Annotated in this window: 18 protein-coding genes; 7 read left to right on the top strand and 11 right to left on the bottom strand. The window is 67.6% G+C overall.

Annotated features, from left to right (window positions below; translation table 11 throughout):
- Nucleotides 1–22 precede the first annotated feature (22 nt).
- Nucleotides 23–1,465, bottom strand: a complete 1,443-nt coding sequence (cysG, locus tag VQ042_RS09210) for a siroheme synthase CysG (RefSeq protein WP_331818505.1) — start codon at nucleotides 1,463–1,465, stop codon at nucleotides 23–25.
- A 488-nt stretch (nucleotides 1,466–1,953) separates the two neighbouring features.
- On the opposite strand from cysG, the gene fdxA reads away from it, so the two are divergent.
- A complete protein-coding gene (gene fdxA, locus VQ042_RS09205) occupies nucleotides 1,954–2,292 on the top strand; it encodes a ferredoxin FdxA (protein ID WP_331818423.1) in 339 nt (112 codons plus the stop codon).
- 37 nt (nucleotides 2,293–2,329) lie between these two features.
- On the opposite strand, the gene VQ042_RS09200 is transcribed toward fdxA, so the two are convergent.
- Together VQ042_RS09200 and VQ042_RS09195 are read right to left on the bottom strand one after the other, a co-directional pair.
- The gene (locus tag VQ042_RS09200; RefSeq protein WP_331818503.1) at nucleotides 2,330–2,734 is read right to left on the bottom strand and encodes an RNA-binding S4 domain-containing protein; all 405 of its coding nucleotides are present in this window, start codon (nucleotides 2,732–2,734) and stop codon (nucleotides 2,330–2,332) included.
- A gap of 16 nt (nucleotides 2,735–2,750) precedes the next feature.
- The gene (locus tag VQ042_RS09195; RefSeq protein ID WP_331818421.1) at nucleotides 2,751–6,059 is read right to left on the bottom strand and encodes a helicase-related protein; all 3,309 of its coding nucleotides are present in this window, start codon (nucleotides 6,057–6,059) and stop codon (nucleotides 2,751–2,753) included.
- A gap of 360 nt (nucleotides 6,060–6,419) precedes the next feature.
- Between VQ042_RS09195 and VQ042_RS09190 the strand changes: the two genes are divergently transcribed.
- Nucleotides 6,420–7,304: a DMT family transporter gene (locus VQ042_RS09190; RefSeq protein ID WP_331818419.1), complete on the top strand. Its 885-nt coding sequence runs from the start codon at nucleotides 6,420–6,422 to the stop codon at nucleotides 7,302–7,304.
- An 11-nt stretch (nucleotides 7,305–7,315) separates the two neighbouring features.
- On the opposite strand, the gene VQ042_RS09185 is transcribed toward VQ042_RS09190, so the two are convergent.
- Both VQ042_RS09185 and ispG read right to left on the bottom strand, forming a co-directional pair.
- Nucleotides 7,316–8,281 carry a lytic transglycosylase domain-containing protein gene (locus VQ042_RS09185; protein ID WP_331818417.1) on the bottom strand — a complete coding sequence of 322 codons (966 nt, stop codon included), beginning with the start codon at nucleotides 8,279–8,281 and terminating at the stop codon, nucleotides 7,316–7,318.
- A 48-nt stretch (nucleotides 8,282–8,329) separates the two neighbouring features.
- On the bottom strand, nucleotides 8,330–9,604 hold the full coding sequence (gene ispG / locus VQ042_RS09180; RefSeq protein WP_331818415.1) for a flavodoxin-dependent (E)-4-hydroxy-3-methylbut-2-enyl-diphosphate synthase: 1,275 nt from the start codon (nucleotides 9,602–9,604) through the stop codon (nucleotides 8,330–8,332).
- Between the two features lie 205 nt (nucleotides 9,605–9,809).
- Between ispG and VQ042_RS09175 the strand changes: the two genes are divergently transcribed.
- Together VQ042_RS09175 and VQ042_RS09170 are read left to right on the top strand one after the other, a co-directional pair.
- Nucleotides 9,810–9,983 carry a DUF3309 family protein gene (locus VQ042_RS09175; protein WP_331818413.1) on the top strand — a complete coding sequence of 58 codons (174 nt, stop codon included), beginning with the start codon at nucleotides 9,810–9,812 and terminating at the stop codon, nucleotides 9,981–9,983.
- A gap of 90 nt (nucleotides 9,984–10,073) precedes the next feature.
- A complete protein-coding gene (locus tag VQ042_RS09170; protein ID WP_331818411.1) occupies nucleotides 10,074–10,232 on the top strand; it encodes a DUF3309 family protein in 159 nt (52 codons plus the stop codon).
- Nucleotides 10,233–10,277: 45 nt separating this feature from the next.
- Here the strand turns inward: VQ042_RS09170 and VQ042_RS09165 are convergent, their stop codons facing one another.
- The 5 genes from VQ042_RS09165 to VQ042_RS09145 form a co-directional block, all read right to left on the bottom strand.
- Nucleotides 10,278–11,549 (bottom strand): MFS transporter, encoded by a 1,272-nt coding sequence (locus VQ042_RS09165; RefSeq protein ID WP_331818409.1) that lies wholly within the window; start codon nucleotides 11,547–11,549, stop codon nucleotides 10,278–10,280.
- Between the two features lie 52 nt (nucleotides 11,550–11,601).
- On the bottom strand, nucleotides 11,602–12,378 hold the full coding sequence (locus tag VQ042_RS09160) for a DeoR/GlpR family DNA-binding transcription regulator (protein WP_331818407.1): 777 nt from the start codon (nucleotides 12,376–12,378) through the stop codon (nucleotides 11,602–11,604).
- A gap of 158 nt (nucleotides 12,379–12,536) precedes the next feature.
- Complete coding sequence (gene pyc, locus VQ042_RS09155; RefSeq protein WP_331818406.1) at nucleotides 12,537–16,001, bottom strand: pyruvate carboxylase; 3,465 nt, start codon at nucleotides 15,999–16,001, stop codon at nucleotides 12,537–12,539.
- Between the two features lie 254 nt (nucleotides 16,002–16,255).
- Entirely contained in the window at nucleotides 16,256–16,711 is a 456-nt protein-coding gene (locus VQ042_RS09150; RefSeq protein WP_331818405.1) for a DUF1993 domain-containing protein, read from the bottom strand.
- A gap of 254 nt (nucleotides 16,712–16,965) precedes the next feature.
- Nucleotides 16,966–17,868 carry a polyprenyl synthetase family protein gene (locus VQ042_RS09145; RefSeq protein WP_331818403.1) on the bottom strand — a complete coding sequence of 301 codons (903 nt, stop codon included), beginning with the start codon at nucleotides 17,866–17,868 and terminating at the stop codon, nucleotides 16,966–16,968.
- Nucleotides 17,869–18,066: 198 nt separating this feature from the next.
- Here VQ042_RS09145 and mtgA point away from each other — a divergent pair, with 198 nt between their 5' ends.
- Nucleotides 18,067–18,756 (top strand): monofunctional biosynthetic peptidoglycan transglycosylase, encoded by a 690-nt coding sequence (gene mtgA / locus VQ042_RS09140; protein WP_331818401.1) that lies wholly within the window; start codon nucleotides 18,067–18,069, stop codon nucleotides 18,754–18,756.
- A 212-nt stretch (nucleotides 18,757–18,968) separates the two neighbouring features.
- Nucleotides 18,969–19,154, top strand: a complete 186-nt coding sequence (rpmF, locus tag VQ042_RS09135; protein ID WP_040325927.1) for a 50S ribosomal protein L32 — start codon at nucleotides 18,969–18,971, stop codon at nucleotides 19,152–19,154.
- 192 nt (nucleotides 19,155–19,346) lie between these two features.
- On the opposite strand, the gene phaR is transcribed toward rpmF, so the two are convergent.
- On the bottom strand, nucleotides 19,347–19,964 hold the full coding sequence (phaR, locus tag VQ042_RS09130) for a polyhydroxyalkanoate synthesis repressor PhaR (RefSeq protein WP_331818396.1): 618 nt from the start codon (nucleotides 19,962–19,964) through the stop codon (nucleotides 19,347–19,349).
- A gap of 309 nt (nucleotides 19,965–20,273) precedes the next feature.
- Between phaR and VQ042_RS09125 the strand changes: the two genes are divergently transcribed.
- The gene (locus VQ042_RS09125; protein WP_331818394.1) at nucleotides 20,274–21,458 is read left to right on the top strand and encodes an acetyl-CoA C-acetyltransferase; all 1,185 of its coding nucleotides are present in this window, start codon (nucleotides 20,274–20,276) and stop codon (nucleotides 21,456–21,458) included.
- Nucleotides 21,459–21,474 lie beyond the last annotated feature (16 nt).

Genomic DNA, 21,474 nt, shown 5'->3' with positions numbered 1-21,474 from the left:
CCGGACACGCCAGCGTTCCGCCTCAGCCGAGCGCGGTCTGCCCGGTCTCGGCCGGAAACGGATCGGATGTCGCGGCGCGAGCCTGTTCGGTGAAGACCCGGCCGACTCCGATGAGGATCGGGCGGTCGACGCCGATCCTGGCGACAATGTCGCCAAGTTCGGCCAGCGTGCCGGCGGCGCGGGTCTCGTCGTCGCGCGACAGATTGGCGGCAACGGCGACCGGGGTCGTCGCCGGGAGGCCGTGATGGATCAGCCGCTCGGCGATCCGCGCCGCCATCCGCCCGCCCATGTAGAACACCGTGGTCGCGCGATCGTTGGCCAGCGCAGTCCAGTCCAGATCCTCCGGCAGGCCTCCCCGCTTGGAATGGCCGGTGACGAAGCGCAACTCCTGCGCCCGGTCGCGATGGGTCAGCGAGACGCCGAAGCTCGCCGCCAGCGCCGAGGCCGCCGTGATGCCCGGGACGATGGCGACCGGAATGTTCTCGCGGGCCAGTTCGTCGAGCTCCTCGCCGGCACGCCCGAACACCGACACGTCGCCGGATTTCAGCCGCACCACGTGCTTGCCCGCCTTGGCGAAGCTGACCATCATCGCGTTGATGTCCTCCTGGCGGCAGCTGTCGCGGGTAGCGCGCTTGCCGACCAGCATGCGCCGCGCCTCGCGGCGCGCCAGTTCCAGGATCTGGTCCGAGACGAGGTCGTCGAACAGGATCACGTCGGCGGCCTGCAGCGCGCGAACCGCCTTCAGGGTCAGAAGCTCGGCCTCGCCGGGCCCGGCCCCGACCAGCGTCACCCGGCCACCGGCCTGGGGCGAGCGGACAAGGTCGTCGATGAAGCCGCCGGCCGCCGCCTCGGCAACGGCGTCGGGGGGGCGGGTGGTGAAGGCGCTGTCGGCGAAGCGCTCCCAGAAGGCGCGGCGCAGGGGCCCTGGCGCCAACCGCTCCATCACCGCTCCGCGAACTTTGACCGCAAGCTCCGCCCAATGGCTGAGGGCCGGCGGCAGCAGCGTCTCGATGCGGCGGCGGATGGCCTGGCCGAGAATCGGCGCGGCGCCGTCGGTGGAAATGCCGATGACGACAGGCGAACGATTGACGATCGTGCCGAAGCGGAAGTCGCAAAAGGCCGGCTTGTCGACGACGTTCACCGGCACGCCGGCCGCGCGGGCGGCACAGGCGAAGGCCTGGCCCTCGGCGAGACTCTCGGTGTCGCCCACGGCGATCGCCGCCCCGGCGAAGACATCCGTCGCCCACGGGCGATCGTGATGGACGACGACGCCGGAGTCCGGTGGCACGGCGAGAAGCTCTGCCATCTCGGCATCGATTTCCTCGGCCGGCACGTAGAGATCCACATGGGCGCCTGCGGAGGCCAGGAGCTCGGCCTTCCAGGCCGCGCCGGGCCCACCGCCGGCCATGACCACCCGCTTGGCTGCCAGGTCGAAGAATACCGGCAGGCTCGCCAGCGGCCCCATGCGCTGCGACCGCTGACGCGCGCCGTTGGCGTCGGTCTCGTCGAGACTGTCGTCGCTCACCAGGATCGGGCGCTCGGCCATGTGATCGTCCTCGGTCTTCATTCCATCCTCACCTTGTGACATAGCGCCCCGCATCGCCACAGGGCGAGGCGAATTTTTGCGTATCTCGCAGGCTGGCGGGATCGTCCTTCGCGCCGGAGCCGCTTGCGGGGCATGAGCGTCCTGGCCGAGAGGCTGCCCTGACCTCGCGGCGTCAAAAGGGGCCACAGGGCGCACGCCGCCGACGGCTCGCCGTGCAGAAACCTCGACACTTCCATGGAAAACCATTCCCGCATCGGTGCGGTGGCACGACATGCTTTGCTCTTGTCTGTCTTCGAGAGAGGGGCTACGTCCGCCACGACACACGCGAGACAGGCCGGCTACCGGCGTCGAGGCTCGCACGAATGACGGGGCCTTCGCACAGGGCCCGAACATGCCGAGGATCAGCCATGACGTATCTGGTGACCGACAATTGCATTCGCTGCAAGTACATGGACTGCGTCGAGGTCTGTCCGGTCGACTGCTTCTACGAAGGCGACAACATGCTCGTCATCCATCCGGACGAGTGCATCGACTGCGGCGTGTGCGAGCCCGAATGCCCGGCCGAGGCGATCAAGCCGGACACCGAGCCCAATCTCGACAAATGGCTGAAGATCAACACCGAATATGCCGAGAAATGGCCGAACATCACGATCAAGCGTGATGCGCCCTCCGATGCGGAGACGTTCGACGGCGAAGAAGGCAAGTTCGAGAAGTACTTTTCAGCCGAGCCCGGCCAGGGAGACTGAGCGCTCGCCGGTTCAGGTCAATCCGGATGCCGCCTGATCAGGCGCCGTCCCAGCGCAGGCGATCATGCGCCCGCCGCTCCTTCTTGGTCGGCGGCCGCGCCGAGGGCTGGTAGCCCGGCGCCGGCTTGCCCTTGGCAGCTTCCCTCTGTTCCGCCACCGCTTCGCGCGACGGTGACAGGTCCTCGTAGAGGGTGGCCGCTTCGGTAGCCGGTCCACGCCGTTCGCCCGGGTCGACGATTTTCAGCACGAGGACATCGTCCCTGCGCGTGATGGTCAGCGTATCGCCTGGCCGCACGGCCCGGGCGGCATTCTCAGTCTTGTCCCCGTTGATGCGCACGCCGCCCGACTGGACCAGCTTCTGGGCCAGGCTTCGGGACTTCACGACCCGCGCGAAGAACAGCCATTTGTCGACGCGCTGTCCCGCGGGCGCTGCCGGAGCCATCGGCTCCAGTATGCGCTTATTTGCCAAGCTTGTCCTTCAGGGCTGCCAGTTTCGCGAAGGGGGAATCGGGGTCGATGCGCTGGGGCCGTGCCGGCTGCGCAACCGCGTTGCCGCCCTGAGGCTTGTCGACGCGACGGCCCCGCTCTGGCCGCTCGCCCCGGCCCTTGAAGTCCGCGTTGTCCGCACGATCGCCGCCATCGCGGCTCTTGCCGCGCTGGCCGCCCTTGGCGAAGCGCGGCGCGCGCTCCTCGCCCTCGCCGGCACCCTGCTGAGCACGGCCGCGGCCCCGCTGACCCTGGGCATGGCGGGCCCCGCCACGACCGGCGCCGCGCTGCGCGCGCCAGACCTGGACCAGCTTCGGGGCCTCGGCTTCGGCAGCCTCAACCTTCATTGCACCGCCCTGGGCCGCATCGGCCACGTCTGCCACCGGGGCATCGGCTGCCGGCGTATCAGTTGCCTCGGCCGGCGTTGCAGCCGCCTCGCCGTCGGTTGCCTCGCCGAGAGCCGCCGCGGCGGCCTTGCCGACCTCGGCCAGCCCGCCGGTGTCCGTTGCCTCGGGAATGGCTTCGGCGAGACTTGAAGGAGCCTCGGCTGCGTCTGACGGAGCGGCCGGATCGGCAACCGCGTCAACCGGACCCGAATCCTGTGAAACCGTCGGCGTTTCGTCCGCGGTTGCCCCGACCTCGTTCTGTGTCGTCTCGGGGGCCGTGGTGGCGACATCGTCGCCGGCGGCGTCCGGCGCCGGCTGCGGCGCATCGGCAGTGGCGGCTGCCTCCGCAGCCTTCTTCGCCGCTTCGACGCGCGCAGCCTCTTCGGCCGCCCGGGATGCGTCGTCCAGACGGGCCAGCTCGGCCTCGACCTTGGTCTGCTCCACCGGCTCGGCGCGATAGCCGAGACCCTTCAGGACCTCTTCCATGTCTTCCGATGTCGCACCGAGGATCGACATCATCCCCGGTGTGACCAGGAACTGTGAGCCGTCATAGGCGCCTTCCGGCCGCTTGCCGGTGCCCGGTTTCCAGCCGAGTGCGGGACGGATCAGGTCCGCCAGGCGCTCGAGGATGTCGACGCGCACGGCCCGGCGGCCGAGGAGCCGATAGCCGGCCAGACCCCAGAACACCGGATCGAAGGAGGCATCGGCGACGGCCGAGGTGCGGCCGGTCGCCAGCAGATGCGTGACCTCGCCGTAGCCCGGCTTGTCGCGGCCGTCATTGTGGATCGCCCACAGCAGCGTCAGCAGCGCAGCAGGCGCCGGCTTGATCAGCGCCGGGACGAAGATGTGGTAGGCGCCGAAGCGCACGCCGCAGCGACGAAGGGCTGCGCGCGATTCCTGGTCGAGCGAGCGCACGTCCTCCGAGATCTCGCGTCGCTGGATCAGGCCGTAATTCTCGTAGAGCCGGTAGGCGAGGCCCTTGGCGACGCCTTCCAGGCCATCGGCCGCCTGCAGATCGAGCAGCGGCTTGAGGACGGTGGTGATCTGGTAGGTCACCGAACGCTCGGCCCGCGCCACGACCTTGTCGCGCGCCGAGCCGGTGAGCTGCTCGTCGGCCAGCAGCACCGTCTTCGGCTTCAGCGGGTCGTCGCCGGTCGTCAGCATGGCCACGGGCGCACCGAGCCAGCGCACCAGCCCGTCCGAGCCCAGCGCAATGTCGCCATTGGGCGAATTGGCGAACCGTTCGGCGCGCTTTTCGAACTCGCCGGCCAGTGCCTTCTGGGCAGCAGCCCGCACTGCGCGGCCATCCGGCCCGTCGGCCTTGCCGTCGGGGGTGAACCTGAACCCCTGCAGCTCGCCTACCGGGTGGCCCTCGACCACAACCGTGCCGTCGCCGCCGATCTCAGCTTCCATGAACGCGTTCTCTCTCAGCCGCCTCATCAAGACGCTTGTCCTGCGGTCTACGAAGCGTTTCGTCAACCTGTCGTGAAGAGCGTCGGAAAGACGGTCCTCGATCTCGCGAGTCTTTTCCTGCCAGTGTGTCGGATCGGCCAGCCAGTCCGGACGGTGCGACATGTAGGTCCATGTGCGGATCTCCGCGATCCGCTGGGACAGCGTATCGATGTCGCCCTCGGTGCGATCGGCGCGGCGCACCTGGCTCGCCAGATAGTCTTCCGCGACATGACCGTCGGACACCAGATCGGCGTAGATCGTGGCAATGATCTCGGCATGCTGGGCCGGCGCGATGCGCCGATAGTCCGGCAGCTTGCAGGCTTCCCAGAGCAGTTCGACCGCGGCCGGGCTGGTAGCGCGATCCTTCACCGCCGGGTCGCGCGACAGAAATTCCAGCGCCCGCTGGTCGACGGCGGGCAGCGAGCGGGCCAACGCCTCGCTCGGCGGCGGCGCCTCCAGACTGGCCTTCAGGGCGTCGATCGAGGCGAAATCGAAGTCACGCGAACGCCATTGCAGGACCTTCACCGATGCGAAGGAATGCGATTCCAGCGCCTCGACCATCTCCGGCGCCAGGGGATCGACCTTGCCGGTCACGCCGAAGGTGCCGTCGCGCAGATGTCGCCCCGCGCGCCCGGCGATCTGGCCGAATTCGGCGGGCGTCAGCTGGCGATACTGGAAGCCGTCGAATTTCCAGTCCTGCGCAAAGGCGACATGATCGACGTCGAGATTGAGCCCCATGCCGATGGCGTCGGTGGCCACGAGGAAATCGACGTCGCCGGACTGGTAAAGCTCGACCTGGGCGTTTCGGGTCCGCGGCGACAGAGCGCCGAGCACGACGGCCGCCCCGCCCCGCTGGCGCCTTATCAGCTCGGCAATGGCGTAGACCTCGTCCGCCGAGAAGGCGACGATGGCGGAGCGGCGCGGCAGCCGGGTGATCTTCTTGGAGCCGGCATAGAGCAGGTTGGACAGTCGTGGCCGCGTGGTCGCATGGGAGCCGCTCAGCAGCCGCTGCAGCACGCCCTGCATGGTGGAGGACCCGAGCAGCAGCGTCTCTTCGCGGCCGCGGGCATGCAGGATGCGGTCGGTGAAGACATGGCCGCGCTCCAGATCGCTGGCGAGCTGCACCTCGTCGATGGCCACGAAAGCGGTGTTCGGCGTGCGCGGCATCGCCTCCACGGTGCAGACCGAATAGCGCGCATTGGGCGGCTTGATCTTCTCCTCGCCGGTGATCAGCGCGACAGCCCCGACGCCGACCCGGTCGCAGACCTTCTGATACACCTCACGCGCCAAAAGGCGCAGCGGCAGGCCGATCGTCCCCGAGGAATGGGCGACCATCCGCTCGATGGCGAGATACGTCTTGCCGGTATTGGTCGGCCCGAGGACGGCGGTGACATTGGACCCGTCGAAACGGATGCTCTCTCGGGCGGGGCGATGGTCGGTCATTCGTCCCGCTCATGTGGGAAGTTATATCGGTTGGAAAAGGTTCTGGGCCGATTCGCAAGGCTGGGAAGCCACTTGGACGTTGCGTCCGAGGTCGCGGGAAAAAAATCGACATGCCATAAACTTTTTTTGGAACGCTTTCGCCAGACCCGCATTCTTCAAGCACCCCCAAGCGATCATCCCCCTCGATCGCAAAGCAGCAGACGGAAAAAGGCAGCTCCCCCTCGCTGCCTTTTTTCGCGTCTGGGGGTCTGCTTCGCGCGGCCTGGCGAGAAACCCGTCGTGGGCACTAAAATTCATTTGCATTGCGCTCGGGCCTTGGCCTAGCGACGGGGCTCCCGCCGCTTACACGAATGCGTCCCCATGCAGGCCGGCATCCTTCTCGCCTTCGCGTCCTATTTCGCCTTCGCCTGCGGCGACGCCTCCCTCAAGGCGATCGGCGACCGGCTGCCGATCTTCGAGATCGGGTTCTTCGTCTCGGTCTTCGCCCTGCTTCCGGCCCTGTTCACCAAGCGGCCCGAAGACAATTGGGGCAATGTCTTCGTGCCCACGCGCCCCGGCCTCCTCGCGCTGCGCATGGCGAGCGGCACGCTGGGCGGCATCCTCGGCGTGATCGCCTTCACCAGCCTGCCGCTGGCCGAAGCCTACGCCCTGATCTTCCTTCTACCGATCTTCGTGACGGTCTTCTCCTTCGTGGTTCTGAAGGAGCCCATCGGCTGGCGGCGCTGGCTGGCCGTCCTCGGCGGCCTCGTCGGCGTGCTGCTGGTGGTGCGGCCCGGCTTCCGCGAGATCCTGCCCGGCCATTTCGCCGCCATCGGCGTGGCCATCTGCGGCGCGATCACGGTAATCGTGCTGCGCGTCCTTGGGCCGTCCGAGCGCCGGATCACGCTGATCGGGGCGGTGCTGGTCGCCGCGATCGTCGTCAACGGCATCCTGATGGTGCCGGATTTCGAGATCCCGGCCAACGATCTGTGGCCTATCTTGATCCTTGCCGGCGTCTGCGCCGGCATGGGCCATCTGCTCATCGTCTTCGCCACCCGCCTCGCTCCGGCGGCCCGCGTCGCCCCGACGCAATACAGCCAGATCGTCTGGGCGACGATCATCGGGGCGAGCTTCTTTTCCGAATTCCCCGACCTCATCGCCATTGCCGGCATGGTCCTGGTGGCAGGTTCCGGCCTGTTCACCTTCGCGCGCGAGAAGGAAACCGCGGGCTGGCCGAGCCGGGTCCCGCTGATCCGCAACCGGTAAGCGCGAAAGCGTCAGTTCTTCAGGACGACGCAGGAGCCTCCGGCGCCGCGCAGCCGGCCGCACAGCGCGTTGGCCTCGCCGCGGGTGTCGGCCCCGATGCGGACCGCATAGATGCGCTGGCGAGCAGCATTGCGTCCCCGGATGACGAGCGGGTCCCTCCCCTTCAGGATGGCCCCGAAGCTCGACTGGACCCGGCGGAACATCTTCATGGCGACGGCCTGCTTCGCATGGCCGGCGACCTGCACGCCCCATGGCCGCATCGGCGCGCTCTCAACGACGTCATCGAAGGCGGCAAAGACGGCACGGGTCTTCATGATCGGCAGCCGGGCACAGCTCTCGTCGAAGTCGCGCTCGGCGTCGAGCGGCCGCTCCTCCAGTTCGCGCCCCTCCTCGCGGAACCAGTCGGCCGGCCGGAAGGTGATGGCGTTGACGTATTCCTCGGTCTCGAAGGGCAGCGAGCCGCCGCTGGCGAGCCAGCGCTTCACCCGGTTGATCCCGCCATTATAGGCGGCCGCCGCAAGGCCCCAATTGCCGAGTTCGGCGCGCAGATCGGCGAGATACATCGCCGAGTGATGCAGGGCCTGGCGCGGATCATTGGGATCGTCGAGGCCGCGTTCGTCGGCCGTATAGGGCATGAACTGGGCGATCCCCCGCGCGCCGACCGGCGAGACCGCGCCGGCATCGAAGCGGCTTTCCTTCCAGATCAGTCTGGCGAAGAAGTCCGGTGACATGCCGACCGCGGCCGCGTTGCGGGCAATCAGCTGGCAGATGCCGCCCGCGGTGAGCGGCGTGTCCGGCGCAGGGACCGACGGATCGATCGGTTCGGCAAAGGCCGGCGGGCTTGGTGGAAAGGCCAACGCTGGCAGGGTAATCGAGCCTTCGGCGGCAGCCATCCCCGGCCACCAAACGACCAGCGCCACCAGCACGGCGGCGCCGAGGCGAGCGTTTCGGAGGCGGTTGGGCGGTGCAGCGGTCATCGGCAGATCCCCCATGAACGGTAGGCATGCACAGGATGGCCGACGATGCTACTCCGCGGCCTGGCGGGACCCGAAGCGCCGTTCGATATAGTCGGCGACCATCGCCTGGAATTCGGCGGCGATGTTCGGCCCGCGCAGGGTCACGCTCTTCTTGCCGTCGACGAAGACCGGTGCGGCGGGTGTCTCGCCCGTCCCGGGCAGCGAGATGCCGATATCGGCATGCTTGGATTCGCCAGGGCCGTTGACGATGCAGCCCATCACCGCGACGTTCAGCGCCTCGACGCCCGGGTACTTTTCGCGCCAGACCGGCATGTTCAGGCGGATGTCCGACTGGATCTTCTCGGCCAGCTCCTGGAACACGGTCGATGTCGTGCGACCGCAGCCCGGACAGGCGGCGACCACCGGCAGGAACTGGCGAAAGCCCATCGTCTGCAGGAGTTCCTGAGCCACCTGCACCTCGCGGGTGCGGTCGCCGTTCGGCTCCGGCGTCAGCGAGACGCGAATCGTGTCGCCGATCCCCTCCTGCAGCAGGATGCCCATGGCCGCCGACGAGGCGACAATGCCCTTGGAGCCCATCCCGGCCTCGGTCAGGCCCAGATGCAGCGCATGGTTGGTGCGGCGCGACAGGTCGCGATAGACGGCGATGAGATCCTGGACCTGGCTGACCTTGGCCGACAGGATGATGCGGTCGCGGCCAAGGCCGATCTCCTCGGCGAGCTCCGCCGACATCAACGCCGACTGAATGATCGCCTCGCGCGTGACGGCGCGGGCCGAGCGCGCCTGCGGCAGGGCGGTGTTGGCATCCATCAGCCGGGTCAGCAGCTCCTGGTCGAGGGAGCCCCAGTTGACGCCGATGCGCACCGGCTTGTGATAGCGGATCGCGGTCTCGACGATCGCGGCGAACTGCCGGTCCTTCTTGTCCTTGAAGCCGACATTGCCGGGGTTAATGCGATATTTGGCCAGCGCTTCGGCGCAGGCCGGATGATCGGCGAGCAGCTTGTGGCCGATATAATGGAAGTCGCCGACCAGCGGCACGTCGACACCGAGCCGGTCGAGGCGTTCGCGCACCTTGGGAACGGCCGCAGCCGATTCGTCGCGGTCCACGGTGATGCGCACGATCTCCGAGCCGGCCTTGGCGAGCGCAGCCACCTGGGCGACGGTCGCGTCGATATCGGCCGTGTCGGTGTTCGTCATGGACTGGACGACCACCGGCGCTTCGCCGCCGACCATGACGCCACCCACATCCACCCCGACGGTGGACCGGCGCGGAGCCGGATCGGCATCGATCGGGGCGGCCGGGTCGATCGGCGAATGAACGGTCATGGCAAGCCTCGGATGGATGGTGGCATATGTCGAGGTGGCGCCTTCGCGCCGGCTTGTCAATTCAGCCGGCCCGCGTGACGCGGTCATGACGGGCACTGGATGGCCTCGAATCCTGCGCGTGCACTGTTCCTGCGGACAATCCGGCCTTGATGCCGGGGGCAGGCGTGCCCTATGGCGAGAGCGAGAACAGCGCGAGGAAGTGCCCATGCCCGTCGGATACGGACCGATCATCGTCGTCATCGTGTTTCTGCTGCTGATCGCGGCGATGCCGACATGGCCCTATTCGCGGCAATGGGGATACCGGCCGACCATGGTCCTGGCGATCATCTTCACGCTGATCGCCGTCTTCGTCGCGATCGGCGGGTTCGGCCCGGCCTGACAGGCGGACGGGGCGAGGCCGGCAGCGGGAACCGATTCCCGGTTCAAAGGTTTGTGATCGCAAGTATCATGAACAATCGGGAACACGCCAATGAGTCTCGGCACAATCCTTCTGATCGTCCTCATCCTGATCCTCATCGGCGCCCTGCCGACATGGGGGTATTCCGGCGGCTGGGGCTATGGCCCCTCCGGCCTGATCGGCGCCCTGCTGGTCATCGTCCTGGTGCTGCTGCTTCTGGGCAAGCTCTGACGGCACAGGCATCGGGGCGCCTGGCGACCCCGATGCCGGCCCGCCTTACGGCGAAACCGGATCGCTCACCGTGGGCATGACATCCACCGAGCGGTCGTCCGCACCGGACAGCAGCGCCGACATGGCCAGGATGACCAGAAGCAGCCCGGACATGCCGAGAAATACCGCCGTGAAGCCGACATGCTCGGCAATGAAGCCGATGGCCGACGGCGCGATCAGGATGCCGGAATAGCCAAGGCTCGTCGCCATCGCCAAGCCGACGCCCGGCCGCAGCCCGGCAATGTTTCCGGCCGCCGAGAAGGCCACCGGCACGATGTTCGACAGGCCGACCCCGAGCAGCGCGAAGCCGGCAATTGCCCAGCCGAGGCTTGGCGCAAGGCCGACCGCCCACAGACCCGCGATCCCCACAATCAGCGACAAGCGCACGGTGCGCACCGCGCCGAGCCGGTCGCGGATGCCGTCGCCGGCAAAGCGGAACACGGCCATCGACGCAGAGAAGGCCGCGAAGGCGAAGCCTGAGCTGGCGATCGCCGCGCCCAGATCCTGGCGCAGATAGATCGCGCTCCAGTCGATCGCCGCGCCTTCCGGCACCATGGCGAACAGCGCCAGGATGCCGATGGCCAGCCCCTTGAGCAGCGCCGGCCGGTTGCGGCGCGCGGCGGCCTTGATGGCGGTCCATCCGCCATCCCCACTCTCCTCGCCGGCGCCGGCCGACACCTGCCGGTCGTCGAACATCGTCCTGTATACCGGCCAGATCAGGGCGAGCGTGACCGCGCCGATAGCCAGCGCATGGGGCAGCGCCCCGATCGCTTCGATCAGCGTTCCGCCGATACCGGCCCCTACGAAGCCGCCGACGGACCAGAAGCCGTGGCAGGACGACATGATCGCGCGGCCGAGGCGGCGCTCCACCGCCACGGCATTGGCATTCATGGCGACATCCATGCCGCCCATCGTGGCGCCGAAAAAAAAGATCGCGATCGCGACGAAGACCGCCGAAGGCGCCACCACCACCACCAGCGGCAGGGCAATTGCCAGCAGCGCCTGCGTGATCAGGACGGGGCGCCGCGACCCGCTGCTCGCCAGGACACCGCCGATCACCGGCATCGCCGAGATCGCGCCCAGCCCCAGCGCCAGGATGAACAGGCCAAGGGTGGCTTCCCCGATCCCCAGGCGCGCGGCCAGCAGCGGCACCTGAGGCGTCCAGGAGCCGAGGACCAGGCCATTGACGAAGAAGGCCAGCGCCACCGCGATGCGGGTCGGCGGAAAGGCGCGCGGTCGCGGCGAGGCTGCCGATATATGCGCTGCGGAGGCGGTCATTCGAGGCTCCAGAAAGGTTCGGCGCAAAAAGTGTAGCGAACGGGCAATGCGGTCAGGGGGTGGAAACGCGGACGATCTCGGTCCCGCCCTCTGCGAAAGCCGCAAGGATTGCCGGGTCGCAATCCGACTGCGTCACCAGGCGGGTCACCTGCGACGCGGCGATGACCCGGAACGGCGCGACGGTGCCCAGCTTGTCGCCGGTGGCGATCACCATGACCGATCGTCCGGTATTGGCCATGCGCCGCTTGAACTCGGCTTCCTCCTGGCTGAAGGCGGTGATGCCCTCGACCGGGTCGGCACCGCAGGCACCCAGCACCACTAGATCGGGGCAGAGACGCTCGGCGTCACTCACCGCCTTCGCCCCGAGGCAGGCGCCCGCATGGGAATCGAACTGGCCGCCGACCAGGACGACGCGCAGCCCGCCCCCGGCAGGCACGGCCAGGGCCACGGCGGGCGAATTGGTGACGATGGTCCCGCGGGCATTTTCGGGCAATTGCCGCGCAAGCGCGATGTTCGACGAACCGGCATCGATGAAGATCGTGGCGTCGTGCGGCAACAGGCCGGCCGCGACCCGGGCGAGTTCGGTCTTTACCGCGCTCGCCTGTTCCTGCCGCTCGGCGATCGGGCCCCCGCTCGGCGCGACCGGCAGCGCGCCCCCATAGACGCGTTCGCAGAGGCCGGCCGCCGCCATGTCGCGCAGGTCGCGGCGGATCGTGTCCTCGGACACCGCGAATTCCCGCGCCATGGCTGCCGCGATCACCCGACCGTCGCTGGCCAGGCGCGCGCCGATGGCTTCCTGGCGCTGCCGGGTGAGAAGTGAGGTCGACATCGTCCGTTACCGAAACCTTGATGCATGATTATGCACGTTCGTGCACGATCTTGCCGCATGATGTCAATCGGTATTCGATCGTTCCTGCCCTGAACAGCACGATGCCGCCGGGTGGTGTCCCGGCGGCATCGAGGATTCGCGGGAAGGTCTCCCCGGGCTTACTCGGCCGAGAAGACGATCAGCAGATCCTTGGCGTCGATCTGTGCACCGGCAGTGACATGCACCGCCTCGATGGTGCCGTCGCGCTCGGCGTGGATGGCGGTCTCCATCTTCATCGCCTCGATCGACAGCAGCACGTCGCCGCTCTGCACGGTCTGTCCGGCCGCGATCGCCAGCGTCGAGACGACGCCCGGCATCGGCGCGCCGACATGGTTGGCATTGCCGGGATCGGCCTTTGGCCGGACCGCGCCGCCGGCGGCGCCATGGGCCCGGTCCGGCACCTTGATGCGCCGTGGCTGGCCGTTGAGCTCGAAGAACACCGTGCGCATGCCCTTCTCGTCGGTCTCGCCGAAGCCGAGGCAACGGATGACGAGGGTCTTGCCGCGCTCGAGATCGACCAGCACCTCCTCATCCTGGGCGATGCCGTAGAAATAGGACGGCGTCGGCAGCATCGAGACCGGACCGTAGAGCTCCTGCGCCGCGGCGAAGTCGGTGAAGACCTTCGGATACATCAGATAGGAGGCGAATTCCTGGTCGCCGGCCTCGCGCTCCAGCTTCTCTTCCAGCTTGGCCTGTTCGGCGGCGAGATCGGCCTCGGCGAGCAGCGAGCCCGGACGCACGGTGATCGGCGCCTCGCCCTTCAGCACCTTCTTCTGGATGTCGGCGGGCCAGCCCTGCGGCGGCTGGCCGAGATCACCATGCATCATCGAGACGACGGATTCCGGGAAGGCGAGATCCTTCTTCGGGTCCATCACGTCGGCGACGGTGAGGTCCTGCGACACCATCATCAGCGCCATGTCGCCGACCACCTTGGAGGACGGCGTGACCTTGACGATGTCGCCGAACATCCGGTTGACGTCGGCATAGGTCTGCGCGACCTGGTGCCAGCGGGTCTCAAGGCCCAGGGAGCGGGCCTGTTCCTTCAGATTGGTGAACTGGCCGCCTGGCATTTCGTGCAGATAGACCTCGGAGGCCGGCCCCTTCAGGTCGCTTTCGAAGGCGGCATACTGGTTGCGCACCGCCTCCCAGTAGAAGGAGATCCGGCGGATCGACTCGGCCGACAGGCCGGAATCGCGCTCGGTGCCCTTCAGCGCCTCGACGATGGAGCCCAGGCACGGCTGCGCCGTGTTGCCGGAGAAGGCGTCCATGGCCGCGTCGACCGCATCGACGCCGGAATCGATCGCCGCCAGCACGGTTGCCGCCGAAATGCCCGACGTGTCGTGGGTGTGGAAATGGATCGGCAGGCCGACCTCCTCCTTCAGCGTCTTGAACAGGACGCGCGCAGCCGCCGGCTTCAACAGCCCGGCCATGTCCTTGACGCCCAGGATGTGGGCGCCGGCGGCCTCCATCTCCTTGGCGAGCGCGACGTAATATTTGAGGTCGTATTTAGCGCGGTCCGGGTCGAACAGATCGCCGGTGTAGCAGATCGCGCCCTCGCACAATTTGTCCGCCTCGCACACGGCGTCCATGGAGACGCGCATGTTCTCGACCCAGTTCAGGCAGTCGAAGACCCGGAACAGGTCGACGCCGCCGCGCGCCGCCTCGGCGACGAAGCGCTTGACGACATTGTCGGGATAGTTGGTGTAGCCGACGCCGTTGGAGCCGCGCAGCAGCATCTGCAACAGGATGTTGGGCGCGCGTTCGCGCACCAGCGCCAGGCGTTCCCACGGGTCCTCGGTCAGGAAGCGCATGGCGACGTCGAAGGTCGCGCCGCCCCAGCATTCGAGGCTGAGCAGTTGCGGCAGGCCGCGGGCATAGGCGTCCGCGACTGCGACGATGTCGTGGGTGCGCATGCGCGTCGCCAGCAGCGACTGGTGGCCGTCGCGCATGGTGGTGTCGGTGAACAGCACCTGCGGCTGCGCCCGCATCCATTCGGCAAAGCCGCGCGGCCCGAGTTCGTCGAGCTTATGGCGCGAGCCGTCGACGATCGGCGCCTTGAACAGCGGCGGGATCGGCAATGCGTGCTCGGCCGAGGGCCGCGGGCGGTTCTTGGTCTCGGGATGGCCGTTGACCGTGACGTCGGCGAGATAGGTCAGAAGCTTGGTCGCGCGGTCGCGGCGCTTGACCTGGTCGAACAGGGCCGGCGTCTCGTCGATGAACTTGGTGGTGTAGGAATTGTCCCGGAACCTCGGGTGCGAGATGATCGCCTCGAGGAAGGTCAGATTGGTGGCGACGCCGCGGATGCGGAATTCGCGCAGCGCCCGGTCCATCCGCGCGATCACTTCCTCCGGGGTCGGCGCCCAGGCGGTCACCTTCTCCAGCAGCGGATCGTAGAAGCGGGTGATGACCGCGCCGGAATAGGCGGTGCCACCGTCGAGCCGGATGCCGAAGCCGGTCGCGCCGCGATAGGCGGTGATGCGGCCATAATCCGGGATGAAGTTCTGCTCGGGGTCCTCGGTGGTGATCCGGCACTGCATGGCATGGCCGTTGAGCCGGATGTCCGACTGCTGCGGCACGCCCGATTCCGGCGTGCCGATGGCATGGCCGTCGAGGATGTGGATCTGCGCCTTGACGATGTCGATGCCGGTGACTTCCTCGGTCACCGTATGCTCGACCTGGATGCGAGGATTGACCTCGATGAAGTAGAACTGGTCGCTGTCGGCGTCCATGAGGAACTCGACGGTGCCGGCGCCGACATAGTCGGTGGCATCGGCGAGCTGGCGGGCATAGCCGGCGATCTCGGCGCGCTGGGCGTCGTTCAGATACGGCGCGGGGGCGCGCTCGACGACCTTCTGGTTGCGGCGCTGGATCGAGCAGTCGCGCTCGAACAGGTCGACGACATTGCCATGGGTGTCGCCCAGGATCTGCACCTCGACATGCCGGGCGCGCTCGATCAGCTTCTCGAGATAGACTTCGTCCTTGCCGAAGGCGGCGCGGGCCTCGCGCTTGCCCTCGATAACCTCGCGCTCGAGGTCCTTCTCGTCGCGGATGGCGCGCATGCCGCGGCCGCCGCCGCCCCAGGACGCCTTGAGCATGACCGGATAGCCGACCTTAGCCGCCATCCGCCGGACCTCGTCCATGTCGTCGGGCAGCGGCTCGGTCGCCGGCACCACCGGCACGCCGACCTCGAGTGCCAGGTTGCGCGCCGCCACCTTGTTGCCGAGCCGGCGCATGGTGTCGGCGCTGGGACCGATGAAGGTGATGCCCGCCTCGACGCAGGCGTCGACGAATTCCGGGCTTTCCGACAGGAGGCCGTAGCCCGGATGGATGGCGTCAGCGCCGGACAGCCGGGCGACGCGGATCACCTCGTCGATGGCCAGGTAGCTCTCGATCGGCCCCAGATCCTTGGACAGGTGCGGGCCGCGCCCGACCTGATAGCTCTCGTCCGCCTTGAAGCGGTGCAGCGCCAGCTTGTCTTCCTCGGCCCAGATCGCCACGGTCCGGATCCCCAGCTCGTTCGCGGCGCGAAACACGCGAATGGCGATTTCGGATCGATTGGCGACGAGAATCTTGCGAATGGCCAAGGAACGCTCCTCCTTCAAAGAACGCCGGGCTTATCCCGCTTGAGGCCGGCACTCAAGATCGCGGTCGCGCGGGAGGTTTCGCAAGTGCGAAGACAAACGGGCGCCACAGCGAAATATCTGCGCAACTGAAAGCCAAGGCCGAACACGGCAAGCCGAGCACGACCTCGAAGCGGCTATCCAGCCAACACTCCCACGGATGGATGGGTTGCAACCATTCAGAACGGCTTTCCGGCGTGCGTAGCCGGGCTCGTCGGTTATGCTCCCGGCATCGATCCCGGTCGCAGATAGGGGAACATGTGAGGCACGTAATCGGCCTTGCCGATCTCGACGCCCTGATTGCGCAGGATCGCGTAAGCGGTGACGACGTGGAAGTAGAACTGGGGCAGCGCCCAGTCACGAACGTATTGTTCGCCGTTCATGTCGAAGGTGATACCCCCCTGAAGCCTGATCTCGATCGGCAGAAAGGCGCCTGCATCGAGCGCGTCGTCGGTGAGGCCGTCCAGATGCTCCAGGGCTTCGCCGAGCCGGGCGCGCATGTCCGCGAAGGATCCGGGCGCATCGCCGGCATTGCGCCCCTCGGTCGCCACGGCCTCGAGGGATGCCGGTATGTCCTGGCCGCGCAGGCGAAACGTCGCCTCCTGGGCCTGGTAAGCGGCAAAGCGCACCTGCGAGGCCAGGGGATACATGTCCGGTGCCAGTCGCGCAGACACCAGCCTTTCGGCCTGATCCGGCGGCTACTGCTCCACCTTGTCCAGCAGACCGGAAAGCGTCCGCAACATGTTCCTGTAGGTCGGCACGAGGAGGTTCGTCAGTGACATGGGTTCTCTCACAGTAGCAGCTGTATTCAGGTTAGCCCGCTCCCGCAGGAACGGACAGCATGGTGCCGGCAGCAGTCGGCCCGACTCCGGCATTGTGCCGGACGTTGCTCGCTCCCGCCCCTTATAACAGGGCCTTGGTGCACCTCTCAGCTCGTCCTGTTCGCCACGAAGCGTGCGGCTTCGACCAGCACTGCGCTCGCCTCGCCATAAGGTGCCAACTCGGCCTCCGCCTCGGCCACCAGGTGGTCGAGGCGGGTCCGGGTCCAGTCGACGCCGTGGAGGGCGGGCAGCGTCTTCTTGCCCCGCTCGCGGTCTTTGCCGGCGGCCTTGCCCAGCGCCGCGGCGTCGGCCGTCTCGTCGAGGAGATCGTCGGCAAGCTGGAAGGCGAGGCCGACGATCTCGCCGAAGCGCCGAAGCCGGGCGCGCCCCTGCGCATCCGCATCGGCGACGATCGCGCCGGCCTCGCAGGCGAAGGCGATCAGCGCACCGGTCTTCATCGCCTGCATCCGGGCGATCTCGTCCTCGGACAGGACATCGGTCTCGGCGGCCAGGTCCAGTGCCTGCCCGCCGACCATGCCCGCCGCGCCGGCGTCGCGCGCCAGCAGGGCGACCAGCGCCACCCGGGCAGCCGGGGACAGGCGCTCTTCGCCGGCCACGAGGCCGAAGGCGAGCGTCAGCAGCCCGTCGCCGGCCAGAATCGCCGTCGCCTCGTCATAGGCCCGGTGGACGGTCGGCTTGCCGCGCCGCAGATCGTCATCGTCCATAGACGGCAAATCGTCATGGACCAGGGAGTAGCAGTGGATGCATTCCAGCGCCGTCGCGGCCCCCACGGCGGCCTGCACTTCGCCGCCGAACAGGCGGGCGCTCTCAATCACCAGGAAGGGCCGCAGTCGCTTGCCGCCGCCCAGCGCGCCATGGCGCATGGCGGCCAGAAGGCGTGCCGGCGCCCCCGCGACCAGGTCGCCGCCATCGGCGAGGCATTCCGAAAGCCGTGCTTCGGTCAGGTCGGCCGCCTCGGACAGCCGGGCTTGAAACGGGGTCTGGCTCATCGCTGCGTCGCTCTCCTGTCAATGCGCGTCCGGCTTTGCCGAAGCGGGACGCCGGGTCAAGCCGCCGTGCGTGCGCGAATGCAGGTCGGCGTGCCGCAGCGTTGCGGCCATGCGACGTCCCCGGTATGACCGCGAGATGAGCGCTCGCCTCCGCCCCTGCCCGTCACACAGCTGCGCCTGCTGCAAGGACGCGCCGCAATGATCCGGCGCGTGGCGGCGGTCGTCGCCCTTTTAACGCTGGTACTGGTGGCGGTTCCCCTCGTGCTGACGCCGGTCTATGCCCTGCGCACGATCCATCCCGTTTCGACGCTGATGCTGGCCGACCATTTCGGCTTCCGCCCGATGCAGCGCGACTGGGTGGCCATCGACGACATCGCGCCGGTGATGGTCTATTCGGTGATCATGTCCGAGGACGGCCAGTTCTGCCGGCACGACGGCATCGACTGGGGTGAGGTGCGCGCCGTGGTCGAGGAGGCGCTGGCCGGAGAGGAAACCCGCGGCGCCTCGACGATTCCCATGCAGACGGTGAAGAATCTCTTCCTCTGGGGCGGACGGTCCTACGTACGCAAGGCGGTGGAAGCACCGCTGGCGCTGTATCTCGACCTCGTCCTGTCGAAGCGGCGGATCATGGAGATTTATCTCAACGTCGTGGAGTGGGACACCGGCATCTACGGCGTCGAAGCCGCCGCCCAACACTATTTCAGCCGCTCGGCCGGCAATCTCACCGCCCGCCAGGCGGCGCTCCTGGCCGTCACGCTGCCCAACCCCGTCGAACGCAATCCGGCCAATCCCGGGCGCGGGCTCAACCGCCTCGCCGACCGGGTGCAGCGCATGGCCGGAGCTTCCGGCGATTATGTCGGCTGCGTGAAACCTGCCGGGGCCGGCTGAGCGGAATCGTCTCCGCCCCCTTCCCAACCGGCCGGGTCTTTGCTATGGGCAGCCTCGAATTCCCGTCATGGCGAAGTCCTGCAGCGATCTTGATGTGATTGCGGGCGACGCCGACGTGAATGCGCGGAGCCCCAGGCCGGCGCAGGACCAGATCACACAAACGTCGACGATGCCGTTTCCGGTGTCTCCCGACAGCCCGAACGGAGCAAGACATGGCCGTACCCAAACGCAAAACGTCCCCGTCGAAGCGCGGCATGCGCCGTTCGGCGGACGCGCTGAAGGCGCCCACCTACATCGAAGACAAGGATTCGGGCGAGTTGCGCCGTCCGCACCATGTCGACCTGAAGACCGGCATGTATCGCGGTCGCCAGATCCTGTCGGTGAAGGAAAAGGCGTAAGTCTTCGGCAGCACGCTGCCGCATCGATGACATGAGGCAAGGGGCCGGTCCGGCAGGACGGGCCCCTTTCTCGTGGGCGGTCCGGAATGACCGGGTGCCGGTCGCCCGGCGCGATTTCCGATACCCTGCCCTCGGACATCACAGCCCGGCCGCCACGCCTCCCCGCCGGCCGGTCAGCGAAGCCGCGAAGCCCTAGTCGGCCTTCTTGGTCTCGGTCTTGCGGGCGTCGAGCGCCTCGATCCGCTTCTGCATCTCGACCAGCTGCTCGCGCATCGCCTTCAGATCGTCGGCGGCCGGCTCCTGGGCACTGTCGCGCGTGGCGGCCGCCTGGCCGGCACTGCCATTGGCCATGGCGCCCGCCGCGAAGGGATTGAACACCGCCATTGCCTGGCGGAACATCTCGGTGTTACGACGAACCTGCTCTTCCATCAGCTTGATCGGCGTCTGCGCCATGGCGCTCGGCAGCTTGTCGCGGAACCCCTCCTGCTCGCGGGAGAAGGCGCTCATGGACTGTTCCAGATAAGCGGGAATGACCATCTGCATCTGGTCGCCGTAGAAGCGGATGAGCTGGCGCAGAAAGGCGATCGGCATCAGGTTCTGTCCGCCCTTGTTCTCCTGCTCGAAGATGATCTGCGTCAGCACGGAATGGGTGATGTCCTCGCCGGTCTTGGCGTCCTGAACCTCGAACTCCTCGTTCCGCTTCACCATCGCCGCCAGATTCTCCAGCGTCACATACGTGCTCGTACCCGTGTTGTAGAGCCGGCGGTTGGCGTATTTCTTGATGACCGTCGCATCCGAATTCTTGGCCATTCCTCACCCCTTAGCCCGCGTTCCCAGCGTCAACGCCGTCCTTTTGTGCGACTGCTTCGTTGCGCCGCATAAATGATAGGCACAAAACCCGGCGGTACTCAAACCATTCCCATGTCGCATCTTCCTTTGTGCTCGCCGCCACTGTCCTCCTCGGCACGTGGCCCGCAGGCCGTGGGTCGCACCGGGGTTCGCGTTTGACAGTCGCAAAGCGGCTCTGCGACAACACGGATGAAGTCGTCCGCGGCGCCCTGTGTGCCGCCGGCCGGACTCGTCACGGATCGCGGGCAGCCCCGCAGGGAGACACAGATCATGAGCAACGGACAATCGGTCGTCATCGTCGGCGCCGCGCGCACCCCGGTCGGCTCCTTCAACGGCGCCTTCGCCACGGTACCGGCCCATGAACTGGGCGCGGTGGTAATCCGCGAGGCGCTGGCGCGCGCGAAGGTCGATGCCGGCGAGGTGGACGAGGTCATCATGGGCCAGATCCTCACCGCGGGCGAGGGCCAGAACCCGGCCCGCCAGGCGGCCATGGCGGCCGGATGCCCGAAGGAGACCACCGCCTGGGCGCTCAACCAGCTCTGTGGCTCGGGCCTTCGCACCGTCGCCATCGGCATGCAGCAGATCGCCATGGGCGACGCCAGGATCATCGTCGCCGGTGGCCAGGAATCCATGTCCATGGCCCCGCATGCGGCGCATCTGCGCCAGGGACAGAAGATGGGCGACCTGAAGATGGTCGACACCATGCTGAAGGATGGCCTGATCGACGCCTTCAACGGCTATCACATGGGCAACACGGCCGAGAACGTCTCGCGCCAGTGGCAGATCACCCGCGATATGCAGGACGAATTTGCCGTCGCCTCGCAGAACAAGGCCGAGGCTGCCCAGAAGGCCGGCCGCTTCAAGGACGAGATCGTTCCCTTCACCGTCAAGGGCCGCAAGGGCGACACGGTGGTCGAGGACGACGAGTACATCAAGCACGGCACGACCCTGGACAAGGTGCAGAAGCTGCGCCCCGCCTTCGACAAGGAAGGCTCGGTGACGGCCGCCAACGCCTCCGGCATCAATGACGGCGCCGGCGCGACGGTGCTGATGAGCGAGGCCGAGGCCGAGCGGCGCGGGCTCAAGCCGCTGGTGCGGATCGTCTCCTGGGCGACCGCCGGCGTCGATCCGTCGATCATGGGCACGGGCCCGATCCCGGCGTCGCGCAAGGCGCTGGAGAAGGCCGGCTGGAGCGTCGAGGATCTCGATCTCGTCGAGGCCAACGAGGCCTTCGCCGCCCAGGCCTGCGCGGTGAACAAGGATCTCGGCTGGAACCCGGACATCGTCAACGTCAATGGCGGGGCGATCGCGATCGGCCATCCGATCGGCGCGTCGGGCACCCGCATTCTCAACACGCTGATCCACGAGATGATCCGGCGCGACGCCAGGAAGGGCCTGGCGACCCTGTGCATCGGCGGCGGCATGGGCGTCGCCATGTGCTTCGAGCGCCCGTAATTCGGGCCGTTCGGTA

Source organism: Aurantimonas sp. A2-1-M11 (assembly GCF_036549475.1).
Taxonomy (GTDB): domain Bacteria; phylum Pseudomonadota; class Alphaproteobacteria; order Rhizobiales; family Rhizobiaceae; genus Aurantimonas.
This window is presented reverse-complemented; position numbering and strand designations above follow the sequence as displayed.

Bases quoted from the DNA above. Each gene is read 5' to 3' on its own strand.
- cysG (WP_331818505.1), bottom strand. From the start codon at position 1,465: ATGGGGCCGCTGGCGAGCCTGCCGGTATTCTTCGACCTGGCAGCCAAG.
- fdxA (WP_331818423.1), top strand. From the start codon at position 1,954: ATGACGTATCTGGTGACCGACAATTGCATTCGCTGCAAGTACATGGAC.
- VQ042_RS09200 (WP_331818503.1), bottom strand. From the start codon at position 2,734: ATGGCTCCGGCAGCGCCCGCGGGACAGCGCGTCGACAAATGGCTGTTC.
- VQ042_RS09195 (WP_331818421.1), bottom strand. From the start codon at position 6,059: ATGACCGACCATCGCCCCGCCCGAGAGAGCATCCGTTTCGACGGGTCC.
- VQ042_RS09190 (WP_331818419.1), top strand. From the start codon at position 6,420: ATGCAGGCCGGCATCCTTCTCGCCTTCGCGTCCTATTTCGCCTTCGCC.
- VQ042_RS09185 (WP_331818417.1), bottom strand. From the start codon at position 8,281: ATGACCGCTGCACCGCCCAACCGCCTCCGAAACGCTCGCCTCGGCGCC.
- ispG (WP_331818415.1), bottom strand. From the start codon at position 9,604: ATGACCGTTCATTCGCCGATCGACCCGGCCGCCCCGATCGATGCCGAT.
- VQ042_RS09175 (WP_331818413.1), top strand. From the start codon at position 9,810: ATGCCCGTCGGATACGGACCGATCATCGTCGTCATCGTGTTTCTGCTG.
- VQ042_RS09170 (WP_331818411.1), top strand. From the start codon at position 10,074: ATGAGTCTCGGCACAATCCTTCTGATCGTCCTCATCCTGATCCTCATC.
- VQ042_RS09165 (WP_331818409.1), bottom strand. From the start codon at position 11,549: ATGACCGCCTCCGCAGCGCATATATCGGCAGCCTCGCCGCGACCGCGC.
- VQ042_RS09160 (WP_331818407.1), bottom strand. From the start codon at position 12,378: ATGTCGACCTCACTTCTCACCCGGCAGCGCCAGGAAGCCATCGGCGCG.
- VQ042_RS09145 (WP_331818403.1), bottom strand. From the start codon at position 17,868: ATGAGCCAGACCCCGTTTCAAGCCCGGCTGTCCGAGGCGGCCGACCTG.
- mtgA (WP_331818401.1), top strand. From the start codon at position 18,067: ATGATCCGGCGCGTGGCGGCGGTCGTCGCCCTTTTAACGCTGGTACTG.
- rpmF (WP_040325927.1), top strand. From the start codon at position 18,969: ATGGCCGTACCCAAACGCAAAACGTCCCCGTCGAAGCGCGGCATGCGC.
- phaR (WP_331818396.1), bottom strand. From the start codon at position 19,964: ATGGCCAAGAATTCGGATGCGACGGTCATCAAGAAATACGCCAACCGC.
- VQ042_RS09125 (WP_331818394.1), top strand. From the start codon at position 20,274: ATGAGCAACGGACAATCGGTCGTCATCGTCGGCGCCGCGCGCACCCCG.